Raw genomic sequence first — 25,678 nt, forward strand, 5'->3', positions numbered from 1 at the left:
TAAAATATCAGCGAATCTTCGTTTTCCTGCTGCTGTGCCTCAAAATTTTTTTGATGAGATCAAGGTTCTGCCCATTGAACTTGATGATCATTTTTTGATATTCATCAAGCTTTAGCTGGTTTTCAGATCCAGTGATCGCGGCCTGTCGTTCAAAATTTTTCAAGGAGGTAGTTAGGGTCATTTCCCCGGGTTCGGCAAAAAATAAAATACGATCATCATAATCTGAACCATCCTTTTTATCAAGATTGATGTATAATACCTGCGGTTCTTTAATTCTTGCTTCAAAGGCAAATTCTGGATCCCCATTGATCTCTACACTATCCAGTGTGATCAGCGTAGTATCATCAACCTGCTGTAAGTATAATTTTCCTTTTTTAAGTCCGCTGACGTTGCCCGTTATAAAAAAATCATTGGAGTTGTTACAACTTATGGTCGCGAGGGCCACGGCAATAAAAATCAATTTTTTGAACATGATACGTTTTTGGGTTGAGCAGCAAAGATGCCCATTTTTTACTTGAAAAGCTAAGGCAGTTTATCAATTTTTAAGCGCAAAAAAGCTTATCACCTTCAATACCTTTTACTTATGAAATACGGTATAAGCAGGATTTAAGCATTAGAAGAGGCAATCTGCATAAGTAACGTACAGGCATACGCGCCCCAGGTGCCTACAACATAACCCATAACGGCAAGCAACACGCCCACCGTGGCGAGCGAAGGGTGAAAAGCAGCCGCTACCACGGGCGCAGATGCTGCTCCTCCCACATTGGCCTGACTGCCCACCGCAAGGAAAAAGTAAGGGGCCTTGATCAGTTTAGCAACGAGAATCAGCAATCCTGCATGAATAGACATCCAGACCAGACCTATGGCCAACAGCCCGGGGTTGTCAAAAATCATGGTCAGGTTCATCTTCATTCCTATCGTCGCCACAAGGATATAGATGAATATACTACCTATTTTGCTCGCCCCGGCGCCTTCATATTGCTTCGCCGAAGTAAAAGAAAGTCCAATGCCCACTGCGGTTGCCAGGGTTATCATCCAGAAAAAAGTGCTGGTAAAGGAAGAAAGGGCCGACTTAGGGTCACTAAAGGCCGCAAAATTATGTATTAAAAAATCCGATATTTTTTCTGAGCCCCAATGAGCAAAACCTACCGCGCCAAAAGCCAGGCCCAGCATGATCATTAAGTCACTTAAAGTAGGGATTCTGTTGACCTTTTCCGCATAAGCGGAAACCCTGTTTTTAAGTTCGGTTATTGCCGTGGCGTCTGCCTTGAGCCAGCGATCTATTTGTTCTGTCTTCCCAATTCCCATCAGGATAATGGCCATCCATAAATTAGCAACCACAATGTCCACAAAGACCATCCCGCCATATTTCTCAGGATTGAACTGAAAGATCTCAAGCATTGCCGCCTGGTTTGCACCGCCACCTATCCAGCTTCCGGCAAGCGTTGCGAGACCGCGCCATACGGCATCTGGCCCGGCACCACCCACTGTTTCTGGGGATACCATGGAAATCAATAGAATGGCTATAGGTCCGCCGATTATAATTCCCACTGTTCCCGTTAGAAAAATAATTAGTGCCTTTGGTCCTAGATTGTAGATTGCTTTTAAGTCTATAGATAAGGTCATAAGTACAAGGGATGCCGGTAAAAGATAGCGGCTGGCCACAAAATACAATTGGGAAACATCAGGGTCTATAAGGCCGGCGGTACTCATGATTGCGGGAAAAAGATAACACAAGAGCAGCGCGGGGACTACTTTATAAAATTTATGCCAAAAGCCATTTTTCTTGCTTGAAGTATAAAATATACCAGCTAATGCAAACATGATCAGCCCAAAGACAATGGCATCATTTACAATTAAAGGCTCACTTTGCATAACGTAAATTTTTGGGGAAAATAGCACATTAATTACTAGGAGGAAAAATAAGGGAGGAGTTTACGATTTTTCATCTTTGTCGCCCATAGAAGTGGGAAGGCGTTTTTGAGCTTTCAGGGATTCGTTCAGTAAATATTCTATCTGGCCATTAGTGCTCCTAAATTCATCAGAAGCCCATTTTTCAATAGCTTTTAAAATATCTTCGTTAATACGTAGCGCGAAAGCTTTTTTCTTTGCCATTGTTATTCTTTAATCAACCAGTAGCTCGTAGCACCAGATTTTCTTACTATAAATTTCAAATGTTTTTTAAAGCGGAATTATAGGGTTTTTCTGCAATGTATTATTCCGAAGCTTTAAAATATGAGATTGCTTCAAAGTGTGCATAGAGATAAAGGATGGAGCTTTTTATCTATTTTAAACTTAAATTGAATAGATGAAGCCACGGCTGCTAAGGTGGTGCCTTGCTGTTCATTTCCCGAAATTGGAAAAGCGAATTAATACTATGATTTCACCCTGATATTTTCTGAAGAAAACAATTTCAGGATACTTTCATATCTAGTGATTTCCTACTTTATCGCTCCGTTATTAACGTATGTTTTAAGCACAGCTTCTGCTTCATTGGGACGTTGTGTGCCCAATAAGAGTTGGCGCCCATTTTTATATACGATTTGAATTCCCATATTGCCCTTTACGTTGAGGGCGCGTTTTTTTCTAAGTCCTATACGATATCCCCAGCCGCCATATTCTAAAATTGGGTTGTATTTGCGCACAGAGACAGATCGTATTTTATCCCAGGTGCGAAGCCGCGCTTTTCTGTGAAAAGGTAGGTAGCGATAGGATATGCCCTGTTCATCAATACGTGTTTCCAATTTGAATAGAAACCAAAAGGTTAAAAATAGCGCAACAATCAAAAGCATGCTGGTCACAACACTGGTGATTTCTGATCTCGATTGAATGATCGCATCATATTCAAACACTAAGGGGCTCGCGGCAACAGCAAGGGCTGCAATAAGTAAAATGCGCAGCCACCACTGGTCAAAACGTTGAACTTCTTTAAATACTTTCATTAATATTATCTGTTTTTCTCACGTTCAAGGATAATCTGATAATTATCCAATATTGTTATTACCTGCCAACCTTCTATCGCAAATTTATTGAGAAAATCCTGTAGTTTCTGATCATTGTTCGTTAAACTGCTCTTATATGTTTTAACCTTGTATTCTTTCATCTTCTAATGATGTAAAGTTCCTGCATTTACGACTGGTGATGCATCTTTATCACCACACAATATAACCATTAAATTGCTCACCATGGCTGCGCGTCGCTCTTCATCTAAATTTACGATATTTTTCTTGCCCAGTTCATTGAGCGCCATTTCTACCATGCCCACGGCACCTTCAACGATTTTATGCCTGGCGGCAACAATAGCGGTAGCTTGTTGCCTTTTAAGCATCGCACTTGCGATTTCCTGTGCGTAGGCCAGATAGCCAATTCTGGATTCTAAAACCTGTATGCCGGCAATTGCCAGGCGCTCTTCAAGTTCTTTTTCTAAGGCATCACTTACCTCGTTCATGCTGGAGCGTAAGGTAATATCTTCATCCAGGCCTTCATCTGCAAAATTATCATAAGGGTACATACTGGCCAGTTTACGTACCGCGGCATCAGTCTGTACGCGCACAAAATTTTCATAATTGTCAACTTCAAAGGCAGCCTTGTAAGTATCCTTCACCCGCCACACTAAAATGGTACTTATCATCACGGGGTTTCCCAGTTTGTCGTTAACCTTTAAACGCTCGCTGTCAAAATTACTTGCACGAAGCGATATTTTTTTCTTTGTAAAAAATGGATTTACCCAATAAAGGCCATTGGCCTTGATAGTGCCTTTGTATTTTCCGAAGAGTAGAAGTACCCGGGATTCGTTAGGGTTAACCATGACAAGGCCAAAAAGCAATGCAAACACTATAAAAGTAACAATACCTATTAGGCCGTTATCAAAATAGAATATTCCTGTGATAGAGGCTGCGATTACCAGGATTAATATAGCAAGTAGTATAGAGCCATTAGCGGGTAAAACGGTTTTTTCTTTGAACATTTTTTTAAATTTTAATGATATTATATTGATATCATAAAGATATATAATTTTTTAGTATCCCACTTATTAATAATCTTGTATAATTTTGATTTCCGTATAAAATGCCTAAAATCGGCTGATAATGAGCAATAAATAGCGGGTTTTACTCCATTTTGAAGCATTTTTTAAACTGACATAACCTACCTGAAAGCAGATTTGATTAGTTTTACAAAAAATCAAGCAGCTATGACGCGTCTTCTTTTAGTGCTATTGAGTGTACTTCTAACTACTGTAACGGCGACTGCCAGAACGGTTGATGATTGGGGGCAAAATGGACATCGAACCACAGCCGCAATAGCAGAAAAATATCTTTCTAACAGGGCAGAACGTGCTATCAAACGTTTGCTTGGCGATGAAACGCTCGTGACCGTTTCCACTTACGGCGATGAGATCAAAAGTATTGCCGAGATGCGTAAATATAGCGCCTGGCACTATGTGAACATAATTCCGGGAAAAACCTATGCGGAAGATGCTAAAAATCCTGATGGGGATCTTGTAATGGCCATCAATACGTGTAGGGAAGTGCTTCTTTCAAAGGCTTCAACACAGCAGGATAAAATATTCAGCTTAAAAATGCTTGTTCATCTTATGGGGGATCTACACCAGCCCTTACACGTAGGGCGGGCATCTGATAAGGGGGGCAACGATCTACAGGTACGCTGGTTCAATAAGGGCACAAACTTACATTCTGTGTGGGATACCCAGATGATAGAAAGCTACGGAATGTCTTATAGCGAACTCGCAACAAATTATGGCGCTGTTGCAAAAGAGCGTTATAAAATGTATAGCCAGGGTTCACTGATGGACTGGGTTGATGAAAGTCAGCAATTGGTCGAAACAGTATATAATTCGGCGGAAAGCGGTGATAAATTGGGATATGCCTATATGGAAGAATATAAAGATACAGTCTTTTTACAGCTTGAAAAAGGCGGAATTCGTCTTGCCGAAGTACTCAATCAAATCTTTGATTAGAAATACAATTTAATATAAAATGCGGCTGTTTTAAGATTTTTCAGTCAATTTTCCGGAAGGTAAGGTTGATGCGTTCCCCTACTTGTTTTGCTGTCTTTGGTACCTGGTGTTGCCAGTGATGTTGTGTGCTACCCTTCATAAGAAGCAAACTACCCGGCTCTAAGAGGATTTTACGCGTATCTGCTTTGTTCTTTTTGTCCCTGAATTTAAAAAATCGGGGTGCTCCCAGGCTTACCGATGCAATAATAGGGTTTTTGCCCAATTCTTTCTCATCATCTGCATGCCAGCCGTTACTGTCCTGACCGTCCCTGTATAGATTGAGCAGGCAGGTGGTAAAAACACATTTGGTCTTTTGCTCTATTTTTTGCTTTAACTCCAGGAGTGCCGTAGGAAAAAGCGCTGGGTGCATAGTTATGGAGCTATAGGTGTAGGATTTTTCATTGTCTGCAAAAAGCGCGGTTAAACGGGGTTGCGCATAGATTTTTCCAAATACTTTGATGTTATCCTGTTGCCAGTTCACTTGTTTTTTTAAATGATCAAATAATTTTTTTTGCTGATTTGGCTCAAGAAAGTCCGGGTAGTAATAGACTTCCGCTTGCGGCATATCTAGTAATTGATACCATGTATTTTCCTGATCAAAAAGTCCTTCCATACCTACGATACCATAAATTTTAGTTCGTTGCGATAGGTTGATGGTGTTTTTCCGGTAAATTTTTTGAACTGTTTATTAAAATGACTGAAATTATTAAATCCGCTTTCAAAGCAAACATCTGTAATGCTAATAGGATTTTCATGTAATAATTTGGCAGCGTGGGTCAAGCGGTATTCATTGACAAACTGGGTAAAGGTCTTACCGGTAATCTTTTTAAAATACCTGCAAAATGCGGGAACGGTCATACTTACCAGTTCTGAAATTTCGTCCAAAGGGATTTGACGTTTGAATTCATCCTTGACGAAGTTGAAGACTATATTGATACGATTGTTGTCCTGAAGTTCGGTTTCCAGTATAAAACCCTGCGCGTTCAGTACGGTGTACTGTTCTGCAACCTCAAGTGATTTTAAAATTTCCAGCAAACCAAGCAAGCGCTCATAATTTCCCAGTCTCCCCAGCGCTTCGATTTTTGCGCCAATACCACGTTTAATTTCCCCATGAAAAACGATTCCCATTTTCGCCCGTTCAAAAAGCGATTTTATGCTCTTCATCTCGGGAATCTCAAAAAATGTAGCCCCCAGAAAATCGGGAAGCATTTGTATTACGGTCTCCTGATCGTAATTACTCAGGGAATCCGTAAAACCGCAATGGGGCAAATTTGACCCTATTAATATGAGCTCTCCATTGCGATAATAGGAAATATGACTTCCTACCTGGCGTTTTCCCGTGCCACCATGCACATAAACAAGCTCAAGCTCGGGATGGTAATGCCAGAAGTTTTTACTATTGTTTTCTTTTTCTGCGTTATAGGTCCTGTATAAAAAAGAACTGCCAAAGGTGGGCTTTATCTTTTCTAAAGTAGGTTTTGAGGTTACAATACTTGACATAGACTTAAGATTTGGTTTCTCTAAAGTACGCTGAAGTGTAGAAACACACCTGTGTAAAATTAACCCAAATATGTTTAATTTTCACAATTTACTTTAGAGGATTGGTTCTGTAGTTAATTTAGCACATATTGTTGCATATTGTCTTCTATTTTTGAGGGTTTAATCTAGGTATGTTTGTATTGAAATATTTCCCAAATATTCATTTAAAACAAATACTTATGAAAACAACAATCAAAAATTTAATGTTGGCAATGGTGCTTATCGCCGGTATGAACGTGTTTGCAGCAGACTTCAACGTCGCTGTAAAAGAAGGATACACTTTATTGGTCTCTCTGGAGCAAGTAGGTGCCTCTTCAAATGTGTTGCTGCGTGATGATCAGGGTGTTCTTTTGTATAACAAAGAATTAAAAAATCAAGTGGAGACGCTTGACCTTAAAAATCTTCCCCACGGTACGTATACCCTATACATGGAGAATGACGTGATTTTTGAAAAAACATTAATCATTAAGAATGCGGATGGACTTTCTGTATTTGCTGATGCAGAAGGAACGGTTTTCAAGCCAAGCTTCAAAAAAATAAATAATACGTTGAGAATGTCTTTGACAAATCCTGCACACAAAACAGTGACTTTCAAGATATATGACAACAAAGGAGCTGAGGTCGCTTCAACGCAGAGCGAAGATTTTATAATAAAGAAAACTTTTGAATTTGCAAATGATAAAAAAGGGGATTACTTAGTGAAGACCTACGTAGGTGATCATTCTTTTTCTAAAAGCATTAGCATGAACTAAGTTCACTAACCTACTTGTGAAACTGAAAAATGCCCCTATTAAGGGGCATTTTTGGTGTTTTATAGTCTTTTTTTTACCTAAAGTTCCAGTGAAAGGGAAAGTATTACCTGATCTGGACGGGTATCTATACGACCACTGTTCAAAGTTGTGATGTTTGTATCAATAAATTGCGCTTCATTATCGCTCAGACCTCTCTCATAACGTATATCCACACCCAGGCTACCTAAATTCACGCCTATCCCAAACTGGGCTCCTACTGTAAGGTCATGTTCTACGTCGCCTAAGGTTACCTGGTCATAATCTGTGTCTAAAATATACTGAAGCGATGGTCCCGCAAATATATTCAAGGGGCCAAAAACCTGTGCACCTACGAGTAGGGGAGCGTCTAATTTTTGCATTTTAAAGTCCCTGTTATCATTGTAAGAACTTTTTGTACTGGTATACAATAGCTCTGGCCGAAAGAAAATGGAACTCCCTATTTTTCCGAATACACCTATATGATACCCCACGTTACGGTCTGGATTCTCAATAACCTTACCGGCAGAATCTTTTACATCGCCATTTCCGTTATAATTAAGTCCGGCACTTACTCCATAGCTTGACTGGGCAAAGCCCACGCTACATACAATCATGAATATTCCTAATACTACATTTTTCATACTAAGGTGGTTTAAGTTGTGAATTTGCTGTTTTGGTTTATAATTTGAATTGCGTTACAATCCTCTTAACGCAATTTTAGGTCTACTTATTTTATTTGCTATGCCACTGTGGTTGATTAAGTGTTCTTACAAATAGTTTTACCTTTGCCACTTCTTAAAAAAAATGATGCACTTTAACCTTTTACAGACAGATACTGCCAGCAGCGCAAGAGCGGCCACAATTACAACTGCTCACGGTACGATAGAAACCCCCATTTTCATGCCGGTGGGTACGGTAGCCTCGGTAAAAGGGGTTCACCAGCGTGAACTTCGGGAAGATATAAATCCTGATATTATACTGGGCAATACCTATCACTTATATCTAAGGCCACAGATTAAAGTACTGGAAGCTGCTGGTGGTTTACACAAATTTATGAACTGGGACCGCAATATCCTTACAGATAGCGGTGGTTATCAGGTATATTCACTTTCGGCAAATAGAAAGATTAAAGAGGATGGTGTAAAGTTTAAGAGCCATATAGATGGCTCCATGCACCTTTTTACGCCAGAAAATGTTATGGAAGTGCAGCGCAGCATAGGTGCAGATATCATCATGGCCTTTGATGAATGCACGCCTTATCCCTGTGATTACCAGTACGCTCAGCGCTCTATGCACATGACCCACAGGTGGCTTGACCGCTGTATAAAGCACCTGGCCAAAACACCCGTGAAATATGATTATGAACAGGCGTTTTTTCCTATTGTACAGGGAAGTACGTATAAAGACTTGAGAATGCAATCTGCGGAATACATTGCAAACGCAGGCGCCGTGGGGAATGCCATCGGTGGACTTTCAGTTGGAGAACCAGCTGAAGAAATGTACGCAATGACCGAAGTGGTGACGAATATACTTCCGGCAGATAAACCCCGTTATTTAATGGGTGTGGGCACCCCAACTAACATTCTGGAAAATATAGCCCTGGGTATTGATATGTTTGATTGTGTGATGCCCACGCGCAATGGCCGTAACGGTACGCTTTTTACAAGCCATGGTATATTGAATATCAAGAATAAAAAGTGGGAAACTGATTTCTCTCCACTTGATGAGCATGGTACTGTCTGGGTAGATCAGGAATATAGTAAAGCCTACGTACGTCATTTGTTTAAAGTAAATGAAATGCTCGCACGGCAGATAGGGACCCTGCACAATCTTGGCTTTTATATGTGGTTGGTACGTGAGGCAAGAAAACATATCTTAGCGGGCGATTTTGCCACGTGGAAAGAAAAAATGGTGCGCCAAATGGATAACAGGTTATAATGAAAATACTTGATTGGTACATACTCAAGCGTTATCTGGGTACATTTATAACAATGTTGCTGCTATTTATTCCTATAGGTATCACCGTAAACCTTGCAGAAAAAATAGATAAGATATTGGCGAATGAGGCTCCTTTATCTGAAGTTGCTATATATTATCTCAACTTTACGGTTTATTTCGCAAACCTGCTTTTCCCGCTGTTTTTGTTTCTATCAGTGATCTGGTTTACGTCAAAACTGGCAAATAATACAGAAGTGATCGCATTTTTGAGCAGTGGGGTTTCTTTTTACCGCTTTTTACGCCCTTATATCATAGGTGCAACCCTGGTTTGTGTAGGGGCCTATATTATGGGTACGTATCTCGCCCCTGCCGCAAGTCGCGGATTTAATGAGTTTACCTATCAATATCTGAAAAGCAATAAAGAAGATAGGGAAACCCAGAATGTGTACCGGCAGATTAGCGACGATGACTATATATATGTGAGTCGGTTTAATCCCGCACAAAACCTGGGTAATAATTTTACGCTGGAACACTTCAATGGCAACACGTTAGAGTATAAAATACAGGCCCGCAGCATCGTTTTTAAGCCAGAGGACAGTACCTATTCCCTCAATGGTTATAGAAAACGTATCGTGGGCAAAGAGCGTGATATCCTGGATACCGAAAGAAATCTGGATACTGTTTTTGACTTTGACCTGGAAGATCTAACGCCCGTAGAATACATTGCGGAAACCTTAAATACGCCAGAGCTGCGTGAATTTATCGCAAAGGAAAAAGCACGGGGCTCTTCGGCTATAAATAGGTATCAGGTGGTTCTTTATAAACGCTTCAGTTTGCCTGTAAGTGCCTATATCCTTACGATCATCGCCGTTTCGGTTTCTGCGATCAAGCGACGTGGGGGAATGGGGATCAATCTCGCCCTGGGTATTTCACTGGCATTTGTGTTTATATTTTTTGACAAAGTATTTACCACAATCTCCGAACAATCTGATTTTTCACCCATTATAGCGGTCTGGCTACCCAATGTACTTTTTGGTATGCTCGCCATTTATCTCCTCAAGAATGCAAAACGATAAGCTGCGCAGTTACCTGCATTTTCATGTAATTGTTTTTATCTGGGGATTTACCGCTGTGCTGGGCGCACTCATTACGATTGACGCCGTGCCCCTGGTCTGGTACCGCATGCTGCTGGCGTCAATAACCATTTTTCTATATATTAAATGGAAGGGTATTTCGCTGAAAGTAAATAGGAAAACCCTGGCCGGTTTTGGTATTGCGGGCGTAATTATCGCGCTGCACTGGCTCACTTTTTTTGGTGCCATAAAGATCTCTAATGTATCCATAACGCTGGCGATGATCAGTACCGGGGCATTTTTCACCTCTATTTTAGAGCCTATTTTCTATAAACGGAAAGTAATCTGGTACGAGATATTTTTTGGTTTAGTGGTTATCTTTGGGCTTTACCTCATATTTGAAGTAGAAACCCGCTATACCGAAGGGATTATCGTTGCATTGATCTCCGCTTTTTTGTCCTCCGTATTTACCCTTATCAACGGTAAGTTTGCCCAGAAGTACCGGCCATCGGTAATCTCGGTCTATGAACTTTCTGCAGGGGTTCTTTTTATCAGTGTGTATCTTTTGTTTTCTTCTGGTTTTGATGCGCAGTTCTTTCAGATTCCCGGGATGGACTGGATCTACCTTATTATCCTTGCTACCATTTGTACGGCTTATGCCTTTATTGCTTCCGTAAAGGTCATGAAATTCCTAAGCCCATATACGATTATGCTTACCGTGAACATGGAACCGGTGTATGGTATTTTGCTGGCTTTTGTGATATTGGGGAATGCTGAGCAAATGAACACTGGCTTTTATTACGGAGCGCTTTTGATTTTGAGTACAGTGGTCTTGAACGGAATTTTTAAAAACCGTCGCCGGAAGAAAAATGGTACGCTACCGGAAACGCTGAAAAATCCGCATGGCCGACTCACAGAGTCAAAAAACGCCACTATTTCCCCCCGAAAAACCGACTAAAACAGGCGATTTTTCAACTTTTTAGGCGATTTTTCATGCAAAGTGGTAACATTTTCTGCTAAAATTAAAGACTTTAATTGGACAATTATTGAAATGCAAAAAAAGTAAAACGTGCCTATTTAAAACTCCCAAAGCATTGGAAGGACGTTTTAAAATCTTGTATATTTGCCTTCTCACTAAAATTCTCCCTATACATGGAATATTTGGATTTTGAACAACCCATCAAAGAGTTAGAAGAACAGCTCGATAAATGCTCAATAATAGGGCAGGAAAGCGATGTGGATGTAACCAATACCTGTAAGCAGATTGAAAAAAAACTGGCCGAAACGAAAAAGGAGATCTACAAAAACCTGAGTCCGTGGCAACGGGTGCAGCTTTCGCGCCATCCCAATAGACCGTATACTTTAGATTATATCAAAGCGCTTTGTGGCGATACTTTTTTAGAACTGCATGGTGATCGCAATGTCAAAGATGACAAAGCGATGATAGGCGGGCTGGGCAAGATAGGCGATCAGAGTTTTATGTTTATTGGTCAGCAAAAAGGATACAACACAAAGACACGCCAGTACCGTAATTTTGGTATGGCAAACCCAGAGGGATACCGCAAGGCCCTTCGGTTGATGAAAAGTGCAGAGAAATTCGGTATCCCGGTAATCAGTCTTATTGATACCCCGGGTGCATATCCCGGCCTTGAGGCTGAAGAGCGCGGTCAGGGAGAGGCAATCGCCAGGAATATCTTTGAAATGACCAAACTTAAAGTGCCCATTATCGTGGTAATCATTGGCGAAGGTGCCAGTGGTGGCGCACTGGGCATAGGTGTAGGTGACCGCGTGCTCATGCTTGAAAATACCTGGTACAGTGTGATCTCGCCAGAGTCCTGTTCTTCTATACTATGGCGCAGTTGGGAATATAAGGAACGGGCAGCAGAAGCCTTAAAACTTACCGCCCAGGATATGAAAAAACAAAAGCTTGTAGATCATATTGTTAAAGAACCTTTGGGAGGTGCACACAGCAACAGGGAAGAAACATTTTCTATTGTAAAAGATGAAATTCTAAAGTCATTTAAGGACTTAAAAAACTTATCCCCAGAAGATCTGGTAGAACAAAGGATGGAAAAATACAGCCAGATGGGTGTTTTTAAAACCTAAAGGGCGTAAACATAGGTTAAACCTTATTCCGGGATTTAACAACCCGGATTTTTTTATGCTTATCAACAAATAAATAAAGTTATTCACAAGGCATTTGTTGACTACCGGTTAATAAACCTCAAGGCAATAATCACCCAAAGCCTTCACTATTTATTTACATTCGCTACATGGAAAATATTCAGACCCAGCCTGCATACAAAACCAGTTCAAATCAAGTGATTTCCCTCGAAAAAGGGAAAATACCGCCACAAGCGATTGATTTAGAGCAGGTTGTGCTGGGTGCAATGATGATTGATAAAAAAGGGGTAGATGAGATCATTGATATCCTTACCCCAGAGGTTTTCTACAAAGAAGCACATCAGCATATCTATGACGCCGTTAGGGCGCTCTTTGAAAATGGGGAGCCCATTGACTTATTAACCGTTTCTGAGCAATTGCGCAGAATGGCAAAGCTTGATAAGGCGGGCGGTGATTATTACCTTATTCAGCTTACCCAGAAAGTATCTTCATCTGCGCATATTGAATACCATGCGCGTATAATCCTGCAGAAATACATTCAGCGGAGCTTGATCAAAATTTCAAACGAGATTATTGAAGAGGCATATGATGAGACCACAGATGTTTTTGACCTTTTAGATCATGCGGAAAGCAAATTGTACGAGGTAACACAGGGCAATATCAAGCGAAGTAGCGAGACCGCCCAGAGCCTTGTGATCCAGGCGAAAAAGAAAATCGAGGAAATATCCAATAAAGAAGGACTTTCCGGTATTCCTTCCGGCTTTGACAGGTTGGACAAACTAACCTCGGGATGGCAGCCCAGTGACCTTATTATCGTTGCGGCGCGTCCTGGTATGGGTAAAACCGCGCTTACGTTGAGTATGGCAAGGAACATTGCGGTAGGGCAGGGCATTCCTGTGGCGTTTTTCTCCCTGGAGATGGCTTCCGTACAGCTTATTACACGTTTGATTTCTTCTGAAACAGGTCTTTCTTCTGAAAAGCTGCGTACCGGTAAACTGGAGAAACACGAATGGGAACAACTCAACCACAAAGTCGCCGCACTGGAAAAAGCGCCGTTGTTCATTGATGATACACCTTCGCTCTCCATATTTGACCTTCGGGCAAAAGCCAGGCGTCTTGCTTCGCAGCACGGTATTAAAATGGTCGTGATTGATTACCTGCAGCTTATGACCGCCGGCGGAAGTCAGAAAAATGGAAACCGCGAACAGGAAATTTCCATGATTTCCCGAAACCTTAAAGCACTTGCGAAGGAACTTAACGTTCCGGTTATCGCACTTTCTCAGTTATCCCGTGCGGTGGAAACCCGTGGTGGAAGTAAACGCCCACTGCTTTCTGACCTTAGGGAATCTGGGGCGATAGAACAGGATGCTGATATTGTAAGCTTTATTTATCGTCCTGAATACTACAAAATTGATGAATGGGATGATGAGGAGCGCAGCCCAACAGACGGCCAGGCGGAATTTATCGTGGCCAAACACCGTAACGGAGGCCTGGAAAACATCCGACTTAAATTTATAGGGCATTTGGGTAAATTTGATAACCTGGATGATTTTAGCACGCCTTACCAGTTTGAGTCCGCAATGAACCAGAACGCGGCGGCAAATGATGATACCTTCCGTCCAGAAAGTTTCCCTACCAGTCCAGACCAGGCCTTTGGCAGTTCTATGAATGACGATGATGATGACGGGATTCCATTCTAATGGAATTCATGAGCAGGGCAATTAATCCCCTGGATTCTTCTCATTTTTCTTGTTAAACTTAAAGATATTTAGGGGCAATACATTCCTATTCTGGGCATAATCCTTGCTATATTGTAAATTCACAAAATGCCTATGAATCTTACAATACGAAATCTCCTTAAAAGACCAATTATTGACCGTTTTAAGCGGAAAATTGCGTTCTTTTTATGTTTTTTTCTTTTCAGTATGCATGGATTTGCTTCCTATGTTTTGATCCCAATGGACCTGGAAGGTCAAAAAGAGCACCTAAAAGCGTATGGGATCACCTACTGGACCCTGGCCCGACAGCAAAAAGTGAAATGGCTGCTCAACTACCGTGGGGGTTCTTTTTTAATGTCTGATACCGAAGAACTACGGAAAGAATGCAAGATTCGTGGGGTTTCTTTTGAAGTGTTGAGCGATTCAAAAACAGCAACCATCCTAGAAGAGATCAATAGCCCTTCTCAAAATATGGAAGCCGTGGTACTTGAAAAAGCCCCTAAAATAGCGGTCTACACTCCAGAAAGTTCTTTTCCCTGGGATGATGCCGTGACCATGGTGCTTAGTTATGCGGAGATTCCTTATGAAACCATTTATGACAAAAATGTGCTGGGCGATGAGTTGGTTCTTTACGACTGGCTTCATTTGCACCACGAGGATTTTACTGGGCAGTATGGTAAGTTTTATGGGAGTTACCGGGCGGCGCCCTGGTATATTCAGGAGAAAAAAAACGCGGAGCAGCTTGCCAGCGAAATGGGTTTTGATAAGGTTTCCGAAGAAAAACTTGCTGTTGCACAGCATATTAGGGATTACGTAATAGGTGGGGGGTTTATGTTTGCCATGTGCAGCGCGACCGATAGTTTTGACATTGCGCTCTCTGCCGCAGGGGTGGATATTTGCGAACCCATGTTTGATGGGGATCCTTCTGATGCGAATTACCAGGCAAAAATAGATTACGACAATACATTTGCCTTTAAGGATTTTCAACTGGAGCGCGATCCCAATAAGTATGAGTTTTCTTCCATAGACATGACCTCAAAACGGCGTATCCCTATGGACACCGATTATTTTACCCTTAAAGATTTTTCGGCAAAATGGGATCCCGTGCCTACGATGTTATGTCAAAATCATACCGCTTTGGTCAAGGGTTTTATGGGACAGACCACCGCGTACGATCCCAATGCTATTAAAGCAACCGTACTGGTGCTGGGCGAGAACAAAACAAATGGCGAGGCGCGATATATTCATGGTATTCAGGGAAAAGGCTTTTTTACCTTTTATGGCGGCCATGATCCAGAGGATTATCAGCACAGGGTAGGTGATCCCAAAACTCAGCTTTCTTTGCATCCCAGTAGTCCGGGATATCGCTTAATACTCAATAATGTGCTGTTTCCCGCAGCGAAAAAGAAAAAGCAAAAAACCTAATATGCCTCATGTGTATCAGGTGCTTGGGATGATCCTCTTTTTTAGTTGCGCTACTTTCGCCCAGCAACCCAGATATTCCTGGTCAGAAAAAAAGGATTTTAGTTGGGCAGACCTTTCCGGTTTTCCCGATGAACAAAGTCTATATGCCGCGAGTGTAAACACAGGAATATCGCAGGATTTCTCCATTAGTTTTAAAGGCGGCGCAAAGCTATCTTCACTTCAAATCACAGCCTATATATATCCCAAACTTTCCTGGTACAAACCAGGGCGGGTAAATGCCGCCTTATTAGAACATGAGCGCCTTCATTTTATGATCACCGAAGTGCATGCACGTATGCTAAAAGAAACCATTTCAAAATTCGATTTTTCAGAAGATATACGCTCAGAAATGAACCATTTATACCGAAAAATAGAGCAAAAACGGCAGAAAATGCAGCAGGATTTTGATGCAGAAACCCGGCATGGTCTTAATAATCAGCGGGAACTTTTCTGGGAGGAAAAAGTTAACCAGCTTTTAGCAAAATATTGAGATTGCCTTCCTTTCAATTAAGTTATATTTCTTCCTTAAAGCGGTGCGCTATAGGATCTATTTTAGAGGGTTTGTAGCTTTTTTTCGATTAAAATTGACCGTTTTTTTAACTAAAATAGAAGTTTATGAATAAGGTAATAGTATTGAACAATAGGCCAGAGGGACGGCCAGAAGATTCTGATTTCAAATTTACGGAAGAAGAAAAACCAAAGCCTCAAAATGGCGAAGTTTTATTGAAAACAAAATACGTATCTGTAGACCCATATTTGCGGGGTAGGATGCGCGATCAAAAATCGTATATAGAACCTTTTAAACTGCACGAACCATTGGTTTCTGGAATTATCGCTGAGGTGGTAGAATCTAAGAATGACGATTTTAAAGAAGGGGATTTTGTAAATGGTATGCTTGCCTGGAAAGAATTTCAGACAAACAACGGTAAAAATATACAAAAAGTTGATCCAGACCAGGCCCCACTTTCTGCGTATCTGGGAGCTGTGGGGATGACCGGGCTTACCGCATATTTCGGACTTACGCATATTGGCAAACCCAAAAAAGGAGATACTATTGTGGTTTCTGGAGCAGCGGGAGCCGTAGGAAGTATCGTGGGGCAAATAGGTAAAATAAATGATTGCCGCGTGATAGGGATTGCTGGTACTGATGAAAAAATAGCATTGCTCAAGGAAGAGTTTGGTTTTGATGAAGGTATAAATTATAAAACCACAGACAATATGCAGGAAGCTATCAGTAACCTGGCACCTGATGGGGTTGATATTTATTTTGATAATGTGGGTGGCGAGATCAGTGATGCTGTTTTGCAAAATATTGCACGCGGCGCACGGGTCGTGGTTTGCGGTGCCATTTCCGTTTATAATAATGAAAAAATGCCTGTAGGGCCACGGGTAACGCCTATTTTGATCAAAAATAGCGTATTAATGCAAGGTTTTACTGTTGGTGATTTTCAATCGGAATTTAATAATGGAATGAAGCAATTGGCCACCTGGCTACAAGAGGATAAAATAATGCACAAAGAAACCATTGTAAAAGGTTTTGAAAACATACCGCAAGCTTTTATAGATCTTTTCGACGGAAAGAACTCGGGTAAAATGATCGTTGAGGTCTAAGGTATTTTTGAAAGATTGGGTTTTAGTTTACTGATCAGGTTTTAAGAATATTTTGAGCAGCAGATCATGAATTTAAAGGATCGCTGATTTATAATTTAATTGAATATATACAACAGGATGTCTAAGTTATTTTCATCATATAATATGCGGGGTATTACCTTTCGCAATCGCATAGTAGTTTCGCCTATGTGCCAGTACAGTGCAAAATATGGCCTTGCAAACGATTGGCATCTGGTACATCTGGGCAGCCGCGCTGTGGGTGGTGCTGGTTTGGTTTTTACGGAAGCTGCTGCCGTTTCGGCAAAAGGACGTATTTCTCCGGGAGATCTGGGGATCTGGTCCAAAGAGCATATAAAACCATTAAAAAGAATTGCCAACTTTGTGAAAGAACAGGGTGCGGTGGCTGGTATTCAGTTGGCACATGCCGGGAGAAAAGCAAGTACCACGCCACCCTGGGAAGGTGGGAAAAAAATCCTGCCAAAAGATGGCGGTTGGAAAGAAGACTCGCCATCACCTGTGGCCTATTATGATACAGATGAAGCGCCTAATGCCCTTTCCATCGCCGAAATCAAGGAGATTGTGGCAGATTTTGCCAGCGCTTCCAGAAGGGCTGTTAAAGCAGGCTTTGAAGTGATTGAAATTCATGCCGCGCATGGTTATTTACTCAATGAATTTTTATCTGAGTTGACTAACAGGAGACAGGATACGTATGGCGATTCTTTTGAGAACAGGATGCGTCTTTTGAAAGAAGTCTGCCGGGCGGTACGGGTCAATATTCCCAGGACAATGCCACTTTTTGTAAGGATCTCTGTTTCAGAATGGACAGAAGGCGGACAAACCGTTGACGATTCCATTCAGGTGGCAAAAGCCTTAAAGGAACTGGGAGTTGATTTAATTGATTGTTCCTCTGGAGGTGTCGTTAGAGAACAGGAGATTGATGTCGAAAAAAATTATCAGGTTCCATTTGCGAAAGCTATTAAAGAACGTGCCAATGTACCTACCGGCGCTGTGGGTACCATTACTGATGCAGCGCAGGCCGAAGCAATCTTGAAAGAAAATAGTGCAGACCTGATCTTTATAGGACGTGAATTTTTAAGGAATCCATACTTTCCATTAAATGAGGCGCTTACACTAAAAGAACAAGTAAAGTGGCCGAAACAATATGAACGTGCCAGGCCTGGGAGGTAAGTCTAAATGTGAATATTAGCCCCATAAACGGAGCTAAAGTGGTATCAATAAGAACGAAAATTATGAAAACTACAGCATATTCTATATTGGAACTGGCTACTGTAAGTCAGGATCTAGAACATAAAAAAGTATTTGAAAACAGTCTAAAATTGGCTCAAAAAGCCGAAAAATTGGGCTATAAGCGTTTCTGGCTGGCAGAACACCACAATATGGTAAGTATCGCAAGTTCTGCGACGACGGTACTTATGGGGCATATTGCCGAAGGAACAAATTCCATAAGGATAGGTTCTGGGGGGATTATGTTGCCTAACCATTCTTCCTTGTTGATCGCAGAGCAATTTGGTACACTGGGTCATTTGTACCCTAACAGGATCGATATGGGATTGGGCCGTGCACCTGGTACAGACCAGGCTACCGCTCATGCCATACGCCCAGATCGCATACAGGCGGTTTATAAATTCCCAGAGGAAATAGAAAGTATCCAGCGTTATTTTTCTAAGGATAACCAGGGTGCTAAAGTGCGCGCCACGGTAGCCGAAGGTGTTGACGTCCCTATTTATATACTGGGTTCGAGTACAGACAGTGCACATCTGGCCGCTAAAAAAGGCCTACCTTATGTGTTCGCAAGTCATTTTGCACCTACAGATCTTTTAAAAGCACTTATGATTTACCGTCGCGAGTTTCAGCCTTCTCAATATCTGGCTGAGCCTAAGGTGATCGCTTGTATAAATGTCATCGCAGCGGATACCATCAGCGAGGCAGAAAATTTATCTACCAGTTCTATACGGATGATGATAGGGGTTTTGACCGGACAGTTAGATTATATTCAACCGCCAATAAAAATGACCGATGAATTACGTCAAATCTCTCAAAATCCTGCATTGCAACGCATGCAGAAATATGCCTTTGTAGGAGATAGGGAACGTATCCAGGAACAAACAGAAGCTTTCTTAAAAGAAACTCAGGCTGACGAATTAATGGTCGCATCACACATGTATGCTATCGAAGATCGTATAAAATCGTACGAAATATTTGCATCGGTTATGGAAGAATTGAATGCAGTGCCTACCCATTAAGATCAAATTTCACTTCCGAAACTTTTCTTTAACGAATTTGTTTCTGTTATGTATCGTTATAAAAAAGCTTTATTTAAACTACAGATTTGAATATTCATTAAAGATGTAAAGTGTTTAAGAAAAAGAATTTCAGTCTTTAATTCCCATATAATTAAAAATAAAGGAGCTCTTTTGAGCTCCTTTATTTTTTTAAGATAAAGAGTACTTTTAGTATAACAGTACCAGTCCTTTAAATTAATAAACTGAACTTAATACTTATGCCAATTCAGAGGTTTCCTTATTCCTTTTAATGGTTCTGCCTTTTTGAATGAGTAAACGAATATCCTCCAGGGCAAGATATGCGCAGGGTACAATTACTAGAATGATCGAAGTTGCAAAAATAATCCCAAAACCTAGGGAAATCGCCATAGGTATTAAGTACATGGCCTGACTTGAACTTTCAAGAATTATGGGCGTAAGTCCTCCAAAAGTGGTCAGCGTGGTCAACATAATAGGCCTGAAGCGACGCAATCCTGCTTCATGGATGGATTCATAAATGCTGTTATCTTTTTCGCGCTGCTTGTTAGCATAGTCTATCATTATCAGGGAATCGTTTACTACAACTCCTGCCAGCGCTATAATCCCCATCAAACTCACGAGGGAAAGGTCATAGCCCAACATCATATGCCCCAATACCGCGCCTACAATCCCAAAGGGGATAGCGGCCATAACTATCAATGGCTGAATATAGCTCCCAAAGGCGATGGCCAGCAATGCATAAATAATTAGCATGGCCATAATAAAATTGTTCATAAGGGAGTCGGTAGATTCTTTCATTTCGGCCTGCGTACCTTCAAAAGTCCAGGTAATTCCAGGAAAATCTGCTCTCAATTGAGGTAAAACCTCCGTCTCTATGGAAGCATTGACACGGCTCACCGCATTGGCCGGTTCCACATCCATGGCCACATTTACGACCCTGCGGCCATCGCGCCTATTGATACTAGTAAAGGCCTGGCGCTGGCTGACTTCCACGACATCTAACAACGGTACTTCAACGCCATCATCGTTCCGAACTAAAAAATTCTCCAGGTTTTGTAGATCCTGACGTTCATCAAGAGGTAGTTTGACGCGCACTTCAATTTCATTAGTGCCGCGTAATTGCCGCACTGCCAATGCGCCAAAAAAGGCGTTACGAACCTGTCTGCCAATTTCTGCTGAGGTAAAACCGAGATTCCTTCCCTGCGGAAGCAACTTAAAATCATATTGCAGTTTGCCCTTGTCATAATTATCATTGACATCTGTGGTATTTGCAAAAGCTTCCATACGGGATACAAAAGCGGTGCTGGCCTTTTCCAGAACTTCAATATCATCATGGCTCAGGTCTACACTGATATCCTGGCGGTAACTCGCTGGGCCGCGCTCCGCTTCAAACGTAATTTGATCAACCCCGGGAATATCACCTATATTATCCCGCCACAAGGCGATAAGTTCACCGGCGGTCATATCGCGTTGATCTGGCGGAAGCATTACGATTTCCACATCTATGAAATTTTGCCCCGCACGTTGCTTTTAATACCTTCGGCAACCTGATCTAAATTATTTTCATCAAACATTTTACGTGTGGCCGCGGCAATATCCTCGGCTACAAGTTGAGCCTGGTCGCGCGTAGTACCTACCGGAAGGCGTACACCTGCTTCTATTTCCTCTGCGGCAACTTCTGGCATCATGATAATGCCCATATGATCACTAAGCGCATATCCACCCACGACCATCAATATAGAAGTGGCAATCGTAAGGGTGATATAACGGTATTTCAAACAATAATCCAGAAAAGGCCGATAATACCTGTCAATAAAACGGTCAAAACCTTTTGCGAAAGATTGCTGCCAGCTTTCTAATTTAGCGATCCATTTGCTCTTCTTCTTGTCAGACAAATGACCCAAATGGGAAGGAAGGATAAAAAGCGCTTCAATGAGCGAAACCGCAAGGATTACGATTACGACTGCGGGCAGCGGCCACCAGAATTTTCCGGTTTCCCCTGGTAAAAATAACAGCGGAATAAAGGCAATAATCGTTGTTAAAACACTAAAAACGACCGGTTTTGATACATCTTTGGTTCCGGCGATCGCCGCATCTATAAAACTCATGCCCTGTTGCCGGTATTCATAGACATTTTCCCCCACCACAACAGCATCGTCCACCACTATACCAAGAACGACCAGAAAACCAAACATGGAAATCATGTTGATACTTACCCCAATTAACGGAAGCAGGATCATTCCCCCTATAAAAGAAATGGCCATACCCATCATGACCCAGAATGCCAAACGATATTCAAGGAAAAGGGTCAAAATGACCAAAACGATCACAATGGCAAGCAGTCCGTTTTCTGTTAGCAAAGAAAGGCGCTCGCGGTAATCTTCTGCGCGATTGCTATCAATACGGTAATTAACCCCTGGGGGCAGTTCAAAATCATCTAAAATCTGTTGCACGGTCTCCGCAATATCCAGTGGCGATTGATCCCCAATGCGAAAGATTTCCATATCCACAGAAGTTGTCTGATTGAATTTTCCGTGGAAACCCACTTCCTCAAAGCCATCTGTAATCGTGGCAATATCCGCCAGTTTTACTGTAGCGCCAGAGGTGGAGGAAACGATAGTTATCTCACCAAATTCTTCTGCCCATTGCTTGCGTTCCTTCATGCGCAAAAGGATTTCCTCAGATTGTGTTTCCACCGCCCCAGCGGGAACATCCTGACTGTTTTGCGCGATTATATCTGCGACCTGTCTCAGGGTAAGATTGTATTGCCGCAATTTATTGCTGGGGATTTCAATATGCGTCATATACTCTGGTACATAACCTATTTCTACCTGGGTAATCTTGGGGTCGCTCAATAAACGGTTGCGTAGGCGTTCTCCCAGTTTGCGTAGTGTCCAGATGTCTGTATCGCCGTAAAGGCCTATTTCCATAACGTCGCGCTGGCGGTTGCGCAGGTTCACGTTAGGTTCTTCAATATCGTCTGGGAAGGTACGGATACGGCTAATGGCCTGATCAATATCCTGAAACGTTTTCATGCGCTCACTGCCGGCAACAAGCTCAATTTCTACCCTTCCAGAGCCTTCATTTGCGGTGGATATAATTTCTTTGATCCCCTGTATACCACGTACCGCTTCTTCAACTGGTAGCAGGATTCCCTGTTCCACTTCCGCGGGAGCAGCGCCGGGATAAACCACGTTTATATCCACAAAATCCAACTGAAACTGTGGAAAAACCTCTTTCTGAATCGTGAACATGGTATAAATACCGCCCCCTATAAGGAGTACCATAAGCAGGTTTGCCGCTATGGAATTACGCGCCATATACCCAATAACCCCTTCTTTTCTCGGTTTTTTAGTCTCTTTCTCCTTCATCTTTCTTCTTTATTGGCGCTGAGCGCTAGTATCTTTCACTGTTGTGGAATTACTATTTTGCTGCCGTAGTTCAATACCTTCTGCCACCGTGCTCAAGTTGGTTTTTACCACCTGCTCTTTGTCTTCCAGCCCGTCATTGATATAGGCATTTTCCGTATCGGTTAGTAGTACAGCTACGTCACGTATCTCTAATTTACCATTGTTCATTACCCACACCGTATTATTGGTTCGTACATAATCCCGGTCCAATTTCACTACATTTTCAAGAGTAGTTGCTTCCATACTTACTTCTACAAAGGAGCCGATGAGCAATTTCGGCTTCTCTTGATTTTCTTCTAGTTTTGACAGCGGATCAGGAACTTTTACCAGAACGCGTGCCAATCGTGTTTGTCGATCAAGGGCGCCTATCTGTTTATCCACAAAACCCTGTCTGCTTTCATTGGCTCCCCAGCCAGTGGTGTTAGTTATCGTGGCGACCGTACCGGTATCCTTTTCTGTTTCTGGGAAGCTGAGCCATTTCAGTTTAGAAACCGGAACGCTAACTTCAACCCAATAAAAGTCTGCGCCTACCAATCGGCCCAAATTAGCGCCAGGGGTCACCTGAGACCCCGTACTTACCATTTGTGAGATGATATTCGCATCAAACGGACTTCGGATGGTGGTGCGTGATAGATTAAGCTGCGCCTGGGATACGGCCGCCTTTGCGGAGGTGATATTTGCCTTGACCGCCTTAAGTTGAGGTTCCCGAAGCACAAGGGCTTCATCTTCTTCAGAAAGTGTATCGCCACCTATAAGGGCCAGATCTTGCTGTGCGATCTTTTGCCTGCCCATTTCTGTGGCCAGATTGGTCTGGGTCTGCATGAGTTCGCCTTTGCGCAGCTCAACGGTATTTGCATAATCCGAAGGGTCGATTTTCAATAGAACAGTCCCTTTTTTTACAAATCCCCCGGGTACAAAAGAAGGCGATCTGTAGGTGATTTGGCCCGTAACGCGCGGACTTAACATAATATCTTCAACCGCCTGAACCGTTCCCGTAGCTTCAATAGCCGGTTTGAAATCGCCCTTTTCGGCAGGAATAACTTCAACGAGCATGGCGGTTTTTTTTGTCGCGCCTTCTCGTTGTGCATCGGGTTCACTGCTGAAAATGAAATAGATGGACAATGCAGCCACTGCAAAGATCGCTGCACATATAATTATAATTTTCTTCTTTTCCATACTTTAAATAAATAATTTACTGCGGTGTTGTTTCTGGTTCGCTTTCGTCACTGGCATCAAAACTGCCCGCGAGTGCCCTGTACATATCAATGCGTATTTCTAGCTGCCGCTGCTGGGCATCTATAAAATCACGGCGCAATTGTTGTTCGCGGTCTAGCGCCAGGAAAACATCAAGATAATTACTTGTTCCGTAAAGAAAACCCAGCCGCAATTGGCGATTGGTACTTTCCGCGAGTTTCAACTGCAATTGGAGCGTTTCCAGGCGCTGTATCTGATTTTCTTCCTGAACAAGGGCGTCTTCCACCTCTCGGAAGGCATTTAGAACGGTTTGCCCATAGTTGTAAAGCTGCTGGTTTTTTAGAGCTTCCGTACGGTCAACCTCTGCCCGAAGCCGGCCACCGTAGAGTAGGGGAGCGACCAGATTACCAGCAAGGGTATAGGCCCATTCGTTGAACAGGTTCGCGTAATTATTAGAGCGTGCCTGAGCAGAAAGATCAACAAAAAGGCGTGGATATTTATTCCGGATCGCCTCTGCCATGTCACGATCTGCCGCTAGCACAAGATTGTAACGTTGAACGACATCTGGCCTTCTGCGTACAAGTTCCAGGGGTATACCTGTAAGGGGCAACGCGGGCATCCCTGGAAGACTGTCTGGAATTATTTCAGTAAAACTTTGTGGCGCTTTGCCCAGCAACACCGCGATCTGGTTGTTGAGCAACTGTACATCAGCTTCATAGGACAGGCGCTGGTTGCGGGTTTCTTCTACAAGCTGCCGCTGCCTAAATACATCTACCGAACCTACCTGGCCGCCGGTAAAACGCGCACGGATGAGTTTAAGCAAATCTTCATTGGTCTGCATTTGTATTTCAGCAAGGCTGAGCTGTTTTGTTGCGGTTACAAGTTGAAAGTAAGTTTCTGCAATAGTCGCAGATAAACTTATCGCCGCTGCCTGATAATCCTGATAACTTGCACGCATTCTAAGGTCTGCGGCCTGGGCGGCAGAGCGTATGCTGCCCCATAGATCCACTTCATAAGCGGCGGATAGACCCAACTGTACATTCTCGCCACCGGCAAAATCAGGTTCTGGCCTGCTAAAAGCATTTTGGGATCCGGCAGAAATATCAGGCCAGAGAAAGGATTTTTGCCTTCTGCGAATGGCCGTGGCCGCCTTAAATTGTTGCCAGGTGGCGGCCAGGTCTAGATTTTTGGCCAGGGCGCTATCAATTAAAGTATTGAGTTTTGGGTCTTTGAAGGCCGTCCACCATTTCTGGGGTATGACATCATTCCCGGTCTGGCTAAACTCCTCTGGCATGGCGATAGGAGGTTCAACGCGCTGCATTTTTGGCGCACAGGATGTAGATACGATAAAGAGTAGGAAGAGGTAACGTTTCAATATATAAGCTGGCTTTTTTTTGTTAGTTATATGCTTAAAATTATTTTTAATGTACTGTTTTAGAGGTTTAAAAAAACCGCTTTCCTGTGAATAGATATGCCGCACAGCATTTCTATGTTCCTTAATTTTTGCAAATGGCAATTCGGCTTAGCGGTATAAATTA

The 25,678-nt window shown here is 42.4% G+C and carries 25 protein-coding genes; 12 read left to right on the forward strand and 13 right to left on the reverse strand.

Annotation, left to right across the window (positions count from 1 at the left end):
- Nucleotides 1-7: 7 nt before the first annotated feature.
- The 6 genes from P162_RS18005 to P162_RS11860 form a co-directional block, all read right to left on the reverse strand.
- A complete protein-coding gene (locus P162_RS18005) occupies nt 8-472 on the reverse strand; it encodes a DUF4369 domain-containing protein (protein WP_316931603.1) in 465 nt (154 codons plus the stop codon).
- 134 nt (nt 473-606) lie between these two features.
- Complete coding sequence (locus P162_RS11840) at nt 607-1,875, reverse strand: DUF819 domain-containing protein (RefSeq protein WP_031427587.1); 1,269 nt, start codon at nt 1,873-1,875, stop codon at nt 607-609.
- A 60-nt stretch (nt 1,876-1,935) separates the two neighbouring features.
- Nucleotides 1,936-2,115: a hypothetical protein gene (locus P162_RS11845; RefSeq protein WP_031427588.1), complete on the reverse strand. Its 180-nt coding sequence runs from the start codon at nt 2,113-2,115 to the stop codon at nt 1,936-1,938.
- Between the two features lie 326 nt (nt 2,116-2,441).
- A complete protein-coding gene (locus P162_RS17885; protein WP_031427589.1) occupies nt 2,442-2,942 on the reverse strand; it encodes a hypothetical protein in 501 nt (166 codons plus the stop codon).
- Nucleotides 2,943-2,947: 5 nt separating this feature from the next.
- Entirely contained in the window at nt 2,948-3,103 is a 156-nt protein-coding gene (locus P162_RS11855) for a DUF4177 domain-containing protein (RefSeq protein WP_117434201.1), read from the reverse strand.
- A gap of 3 nt (nt 3,104-3,106) precedes the next feature.
- Entirely contained in the window at nt 3,107-3,967 is an 861-nt protein-coding gene (locus P162_RS11860) for an SPFH domain-containing protein (protein ID WP_031427590.1), read from the reverse strand.
- A 225-nt stretch (nt 3,968-4,192) separates the two neighbouring features.
- Here P162_RS11860 and P162_RS11865 point away from each other — a divergent pair, with 225 nt between their 5' ends.
- Nucleotides 4,193-4,978, forward strand: coding sequence for a S1/P1 nuclease (locus P162_RS11865; protein ID WP_031427591.1), 786 nt, complete (start codon nt 4,193-4,195; stop codon nt 4,976-4,978).
- A 40-nt stretch (nt 4,979-5,018) separates the two neighbouring features.
- Here the strand turns inward: P162_RS11865 and P162_RS11870 are convergent, their stop codons facing one another.
- Nucleotides 5,019-5,630: an alpha-ketoglutarate-dependent dioxygenase AlkB family protein gene (locus P162_RS11870; protein ID WP_031427592.1), complete on the reverse strand. Its 612-nt coding sequence runs from the start codon at nt 5,628-5,630 to the stop codon at nt 5,019-5,021.
- Between the two features lie 2 nt (nt 5,631-5,632).
- Nucleotides 5,633-6,517: an AraC family transcriptional regulator gene (locus tag P162_RS11875; RefSeq protein ID WP_031427593.1), complete on the reverse strand. Its 885-nt coding sequence runs from the start codon at nt 6,515-6,517 to the stop codon at nt 5,633-5,635.
- A gap of 218 nt (nt 6,518-6,735) precedes the next feature.
- Between P162_RS11875 and P162_RS11880 the strand changes: the two genes are divergently transcribed.
- Nucleotides 6,736-7,308 carry a hypothetical protein gene (locus tag P162_RS11880; RefSeq protein WP_031427594.1) on the forward strand — a complete coding sequence of 191 codons (573 nt, stop codon included), beginning with the start codon at nt 6,736-6,738 and terminating at the stop codon, nt 7,306-7,308.
- Between the two features lie 77 nt (nt 7,309-7,385).
- On the opposite strand, the gene P162_RS11885 is transcribed toward P162_RS11880, so the two are convergent.
- Entirely contained in the window at nt 7,386-7,967 is a 582-nt protein-coding gene (locus P162_RS11885; protein ID WP_031427595.1) for an outer membrane beta-barrel protein, read from the reverse strand.
- A gap of 166 nt (nt 7,968-8,133) precedes the next feature.
- Between P162_RS11885 and tgt the strand changes: the two genes are divergently transcribed.
- From tgt to P162_RS11935, 10 genes are all read left to right on the forward strand, one after another.
- The gene (gene tgt, locus P162_RS11890; protein WP_031427596.1) at nt 8,134-9,264 is read left to right on the forward strand and encodes a tRNA guanosine(34) transglycosylase Tgt; all 1,131 of its coding nucleotides are present in this window, start codon (nt 8,134-8,136) and stop codon (nt 9,262-9,264) included.
- A complete protein-coding gene (locus P162_RS11895; RefSeq protein WP_031427597.1) occupies nt 9,264-10,340 on the forward strand; it encodes an LptF/LptG family permease in 1,077 nt (358 codons plus the stop codon). Before tgt ends, P162_RS11895 begins: the two co-directional genes overlap by 1 nt.
- Nucleotides 10,327-11,295 carry a DMT family transporter gene (locus P162_RS11900; RefSeq protein ID WP_081868419.1) on the forward strand — a complete coding sequence of 323 codons (969 nt, stop codon included), beginning with the start codon at nt 10,327-10,329 and terminating at the stop codon, nt 11,293-11,295. The genes P162_RS11895 and P162_RS11900 overlap by 14 nt, the downstream gene beginning before the upstream one ends.
- Nucleotides 11,296-11,489: 194 nt before the next feature.
- Nucleotides 11,490-12,443 carry an acetyl-CoA carboxylase carboxyltransferase subunit alpha gene (locus P162_RS11905; RefSeq protein ID WP_031427601.1) on the forward strand — a complete coding sequence of 318 codons (954 nt, stop codon included), beginning with the start codon at nt 11,490-11,492 and terminating at the stop codon, nt 12,441-12,443.
- A 167-nt stretch (nt 12,444-12,610) separates the two neighbouring features.
- Complete coding sequence (dnaB, locus tag P162_RS11910; RefSeq protein WP_031427603.1) at nt 12,611-14,161, forward strand: replicative DNA helicase; 1,551 nt, start codon at nt 12,611-12,613, stop codon at nt 14,159-14,161.
- Nucleotides 14,162-14,386: 225 nt separating this feature from the next.
- Nucleotides 14,387-15,604 carry a hypothetical protein gene (locus P162_RS11915; RefSeq protein ID WP_051908062.1) on the forward strand — a complete coding sequence of 406 codons (1,218 nt, stop codon included), beginning with the start codon at nt 14,387-14,389 and terminating at the stop codon, nt 15,602-15,604.
- Nucleotide 15,605: 1 nt separating this feature from the next.
- Nucleotides 15,606-16,133, forward strand: coding sequence for a DUF922 domain-containing protein (locus tag P162_RS11920; RefSeq protein WP_031427605.1), 528 nt, complete (start codon nt 15,606-15,608; stop codon nt 16,131-16,133).
- A gap of 125 nt (nt 16,134-16,258) precedes the next feature.
- The gene (locus tag P162_RS11925) at nt 16,259-17,254 is read left to right on the forward strand and encodes an NADP-dependent oxidoreductase (protein WP_031427607.1); all 996 of its coding nucleotides are present in this window, start codon (nt 16,259-16,261) and stop codon (nt 17,252-17,254) included.
- Between the two features lie 117 nt (nt 17,255-17,371).
- The gene (locus P162_RS11930; protein WP_031427608.1) at nt 17,372-18,442 is read left to right on the forward strand and encodes an NADH:flavin oxidoreductase/NADH oxidase; all 1,071 of its coding nucleotides are present in this window, start codon (nt 17,372-17,374) and stop codon (nt 18,440-18,442) included.
- A 62-nt stretch (nt 18,443-18,504) separates the two neighbouring features.
- Complete coding sequence (locus P162_RS11935) at nt 18,505-19,518, forward strand: LLM class flavin-dependent oxidoreductase (RefSeq protein ID WP_031427609.1); 1,014 nt, start codon at nt 18,505-18,507, stop codon at nt 19,516-19,518.
- Nucleotides 19,519-19,773: 255 nt separating this feature from the next.
- Here the strand turns inward: P162_RS11935 and P162_RS17950 are convergent, their stop codons facing one another.
- From P162_RS17950 to P162_RS11950, 4 genes are read right to left on the reverse strand one after another with little or no spacing between them, the layout of a single operon-like run.
- Nucleotides 19,774-21,036: an efflux RND transporter permease subunit gene (locus P162_RS17950; protein ID WP_262493919.1), complete on the reverse strand. Its 1,263-nt coding sequence runs from the start codon at nt 21,034-21,036 to the stop codon at nt 19,774-19,776.
- A gap of 2 nt (nt 21,037-21,038) precedes the next feature.
- A complete protein-coding gene (locus P162_RS17955; protein WP_262493920.1) occupies nt 21,039-22,907 on the reverse strand; it encodes an efflux RND transporter permease subunit in 1,869 nt (622 codons plus the stop codon).
- 9 nt (nt 22,908-22,916) lie between these two features.
- Entirely contained in the window at nt 22,917-24,122 is a 1,206-nt protein-coding gene (locus P162_RS11945; RefSeq protein WP_031427610.1) for an efflux RND transporter periplasmic adaptor subunit, read from the reverse strand.
- 16 nt (nt 24,123-24,138) lie between these two features.
- Nucleotides 24,139-25,515: an efflux transporter outer membrane subunit gene (locus P162_RS11950; protein ID WP_241077763.1), complete on the reverse strand. Its 1,377-nt coding sequence runs from the start codon at nt 25,513-25,515 to the stop codon at nt 24,139-24,141.
- Nucleotides 25,516-25,678: the final 163 nt, after the last annotated feature.

Source organism: Flavimarina sp. Hel_I_48 (genome assembly GCF_000733945.1).
Lineage (GTDB): Bacteria > Bacteroidota > Bacteroidia > Flavobacteriales > Flavobacteriaceae > Leeuwenhoekiella.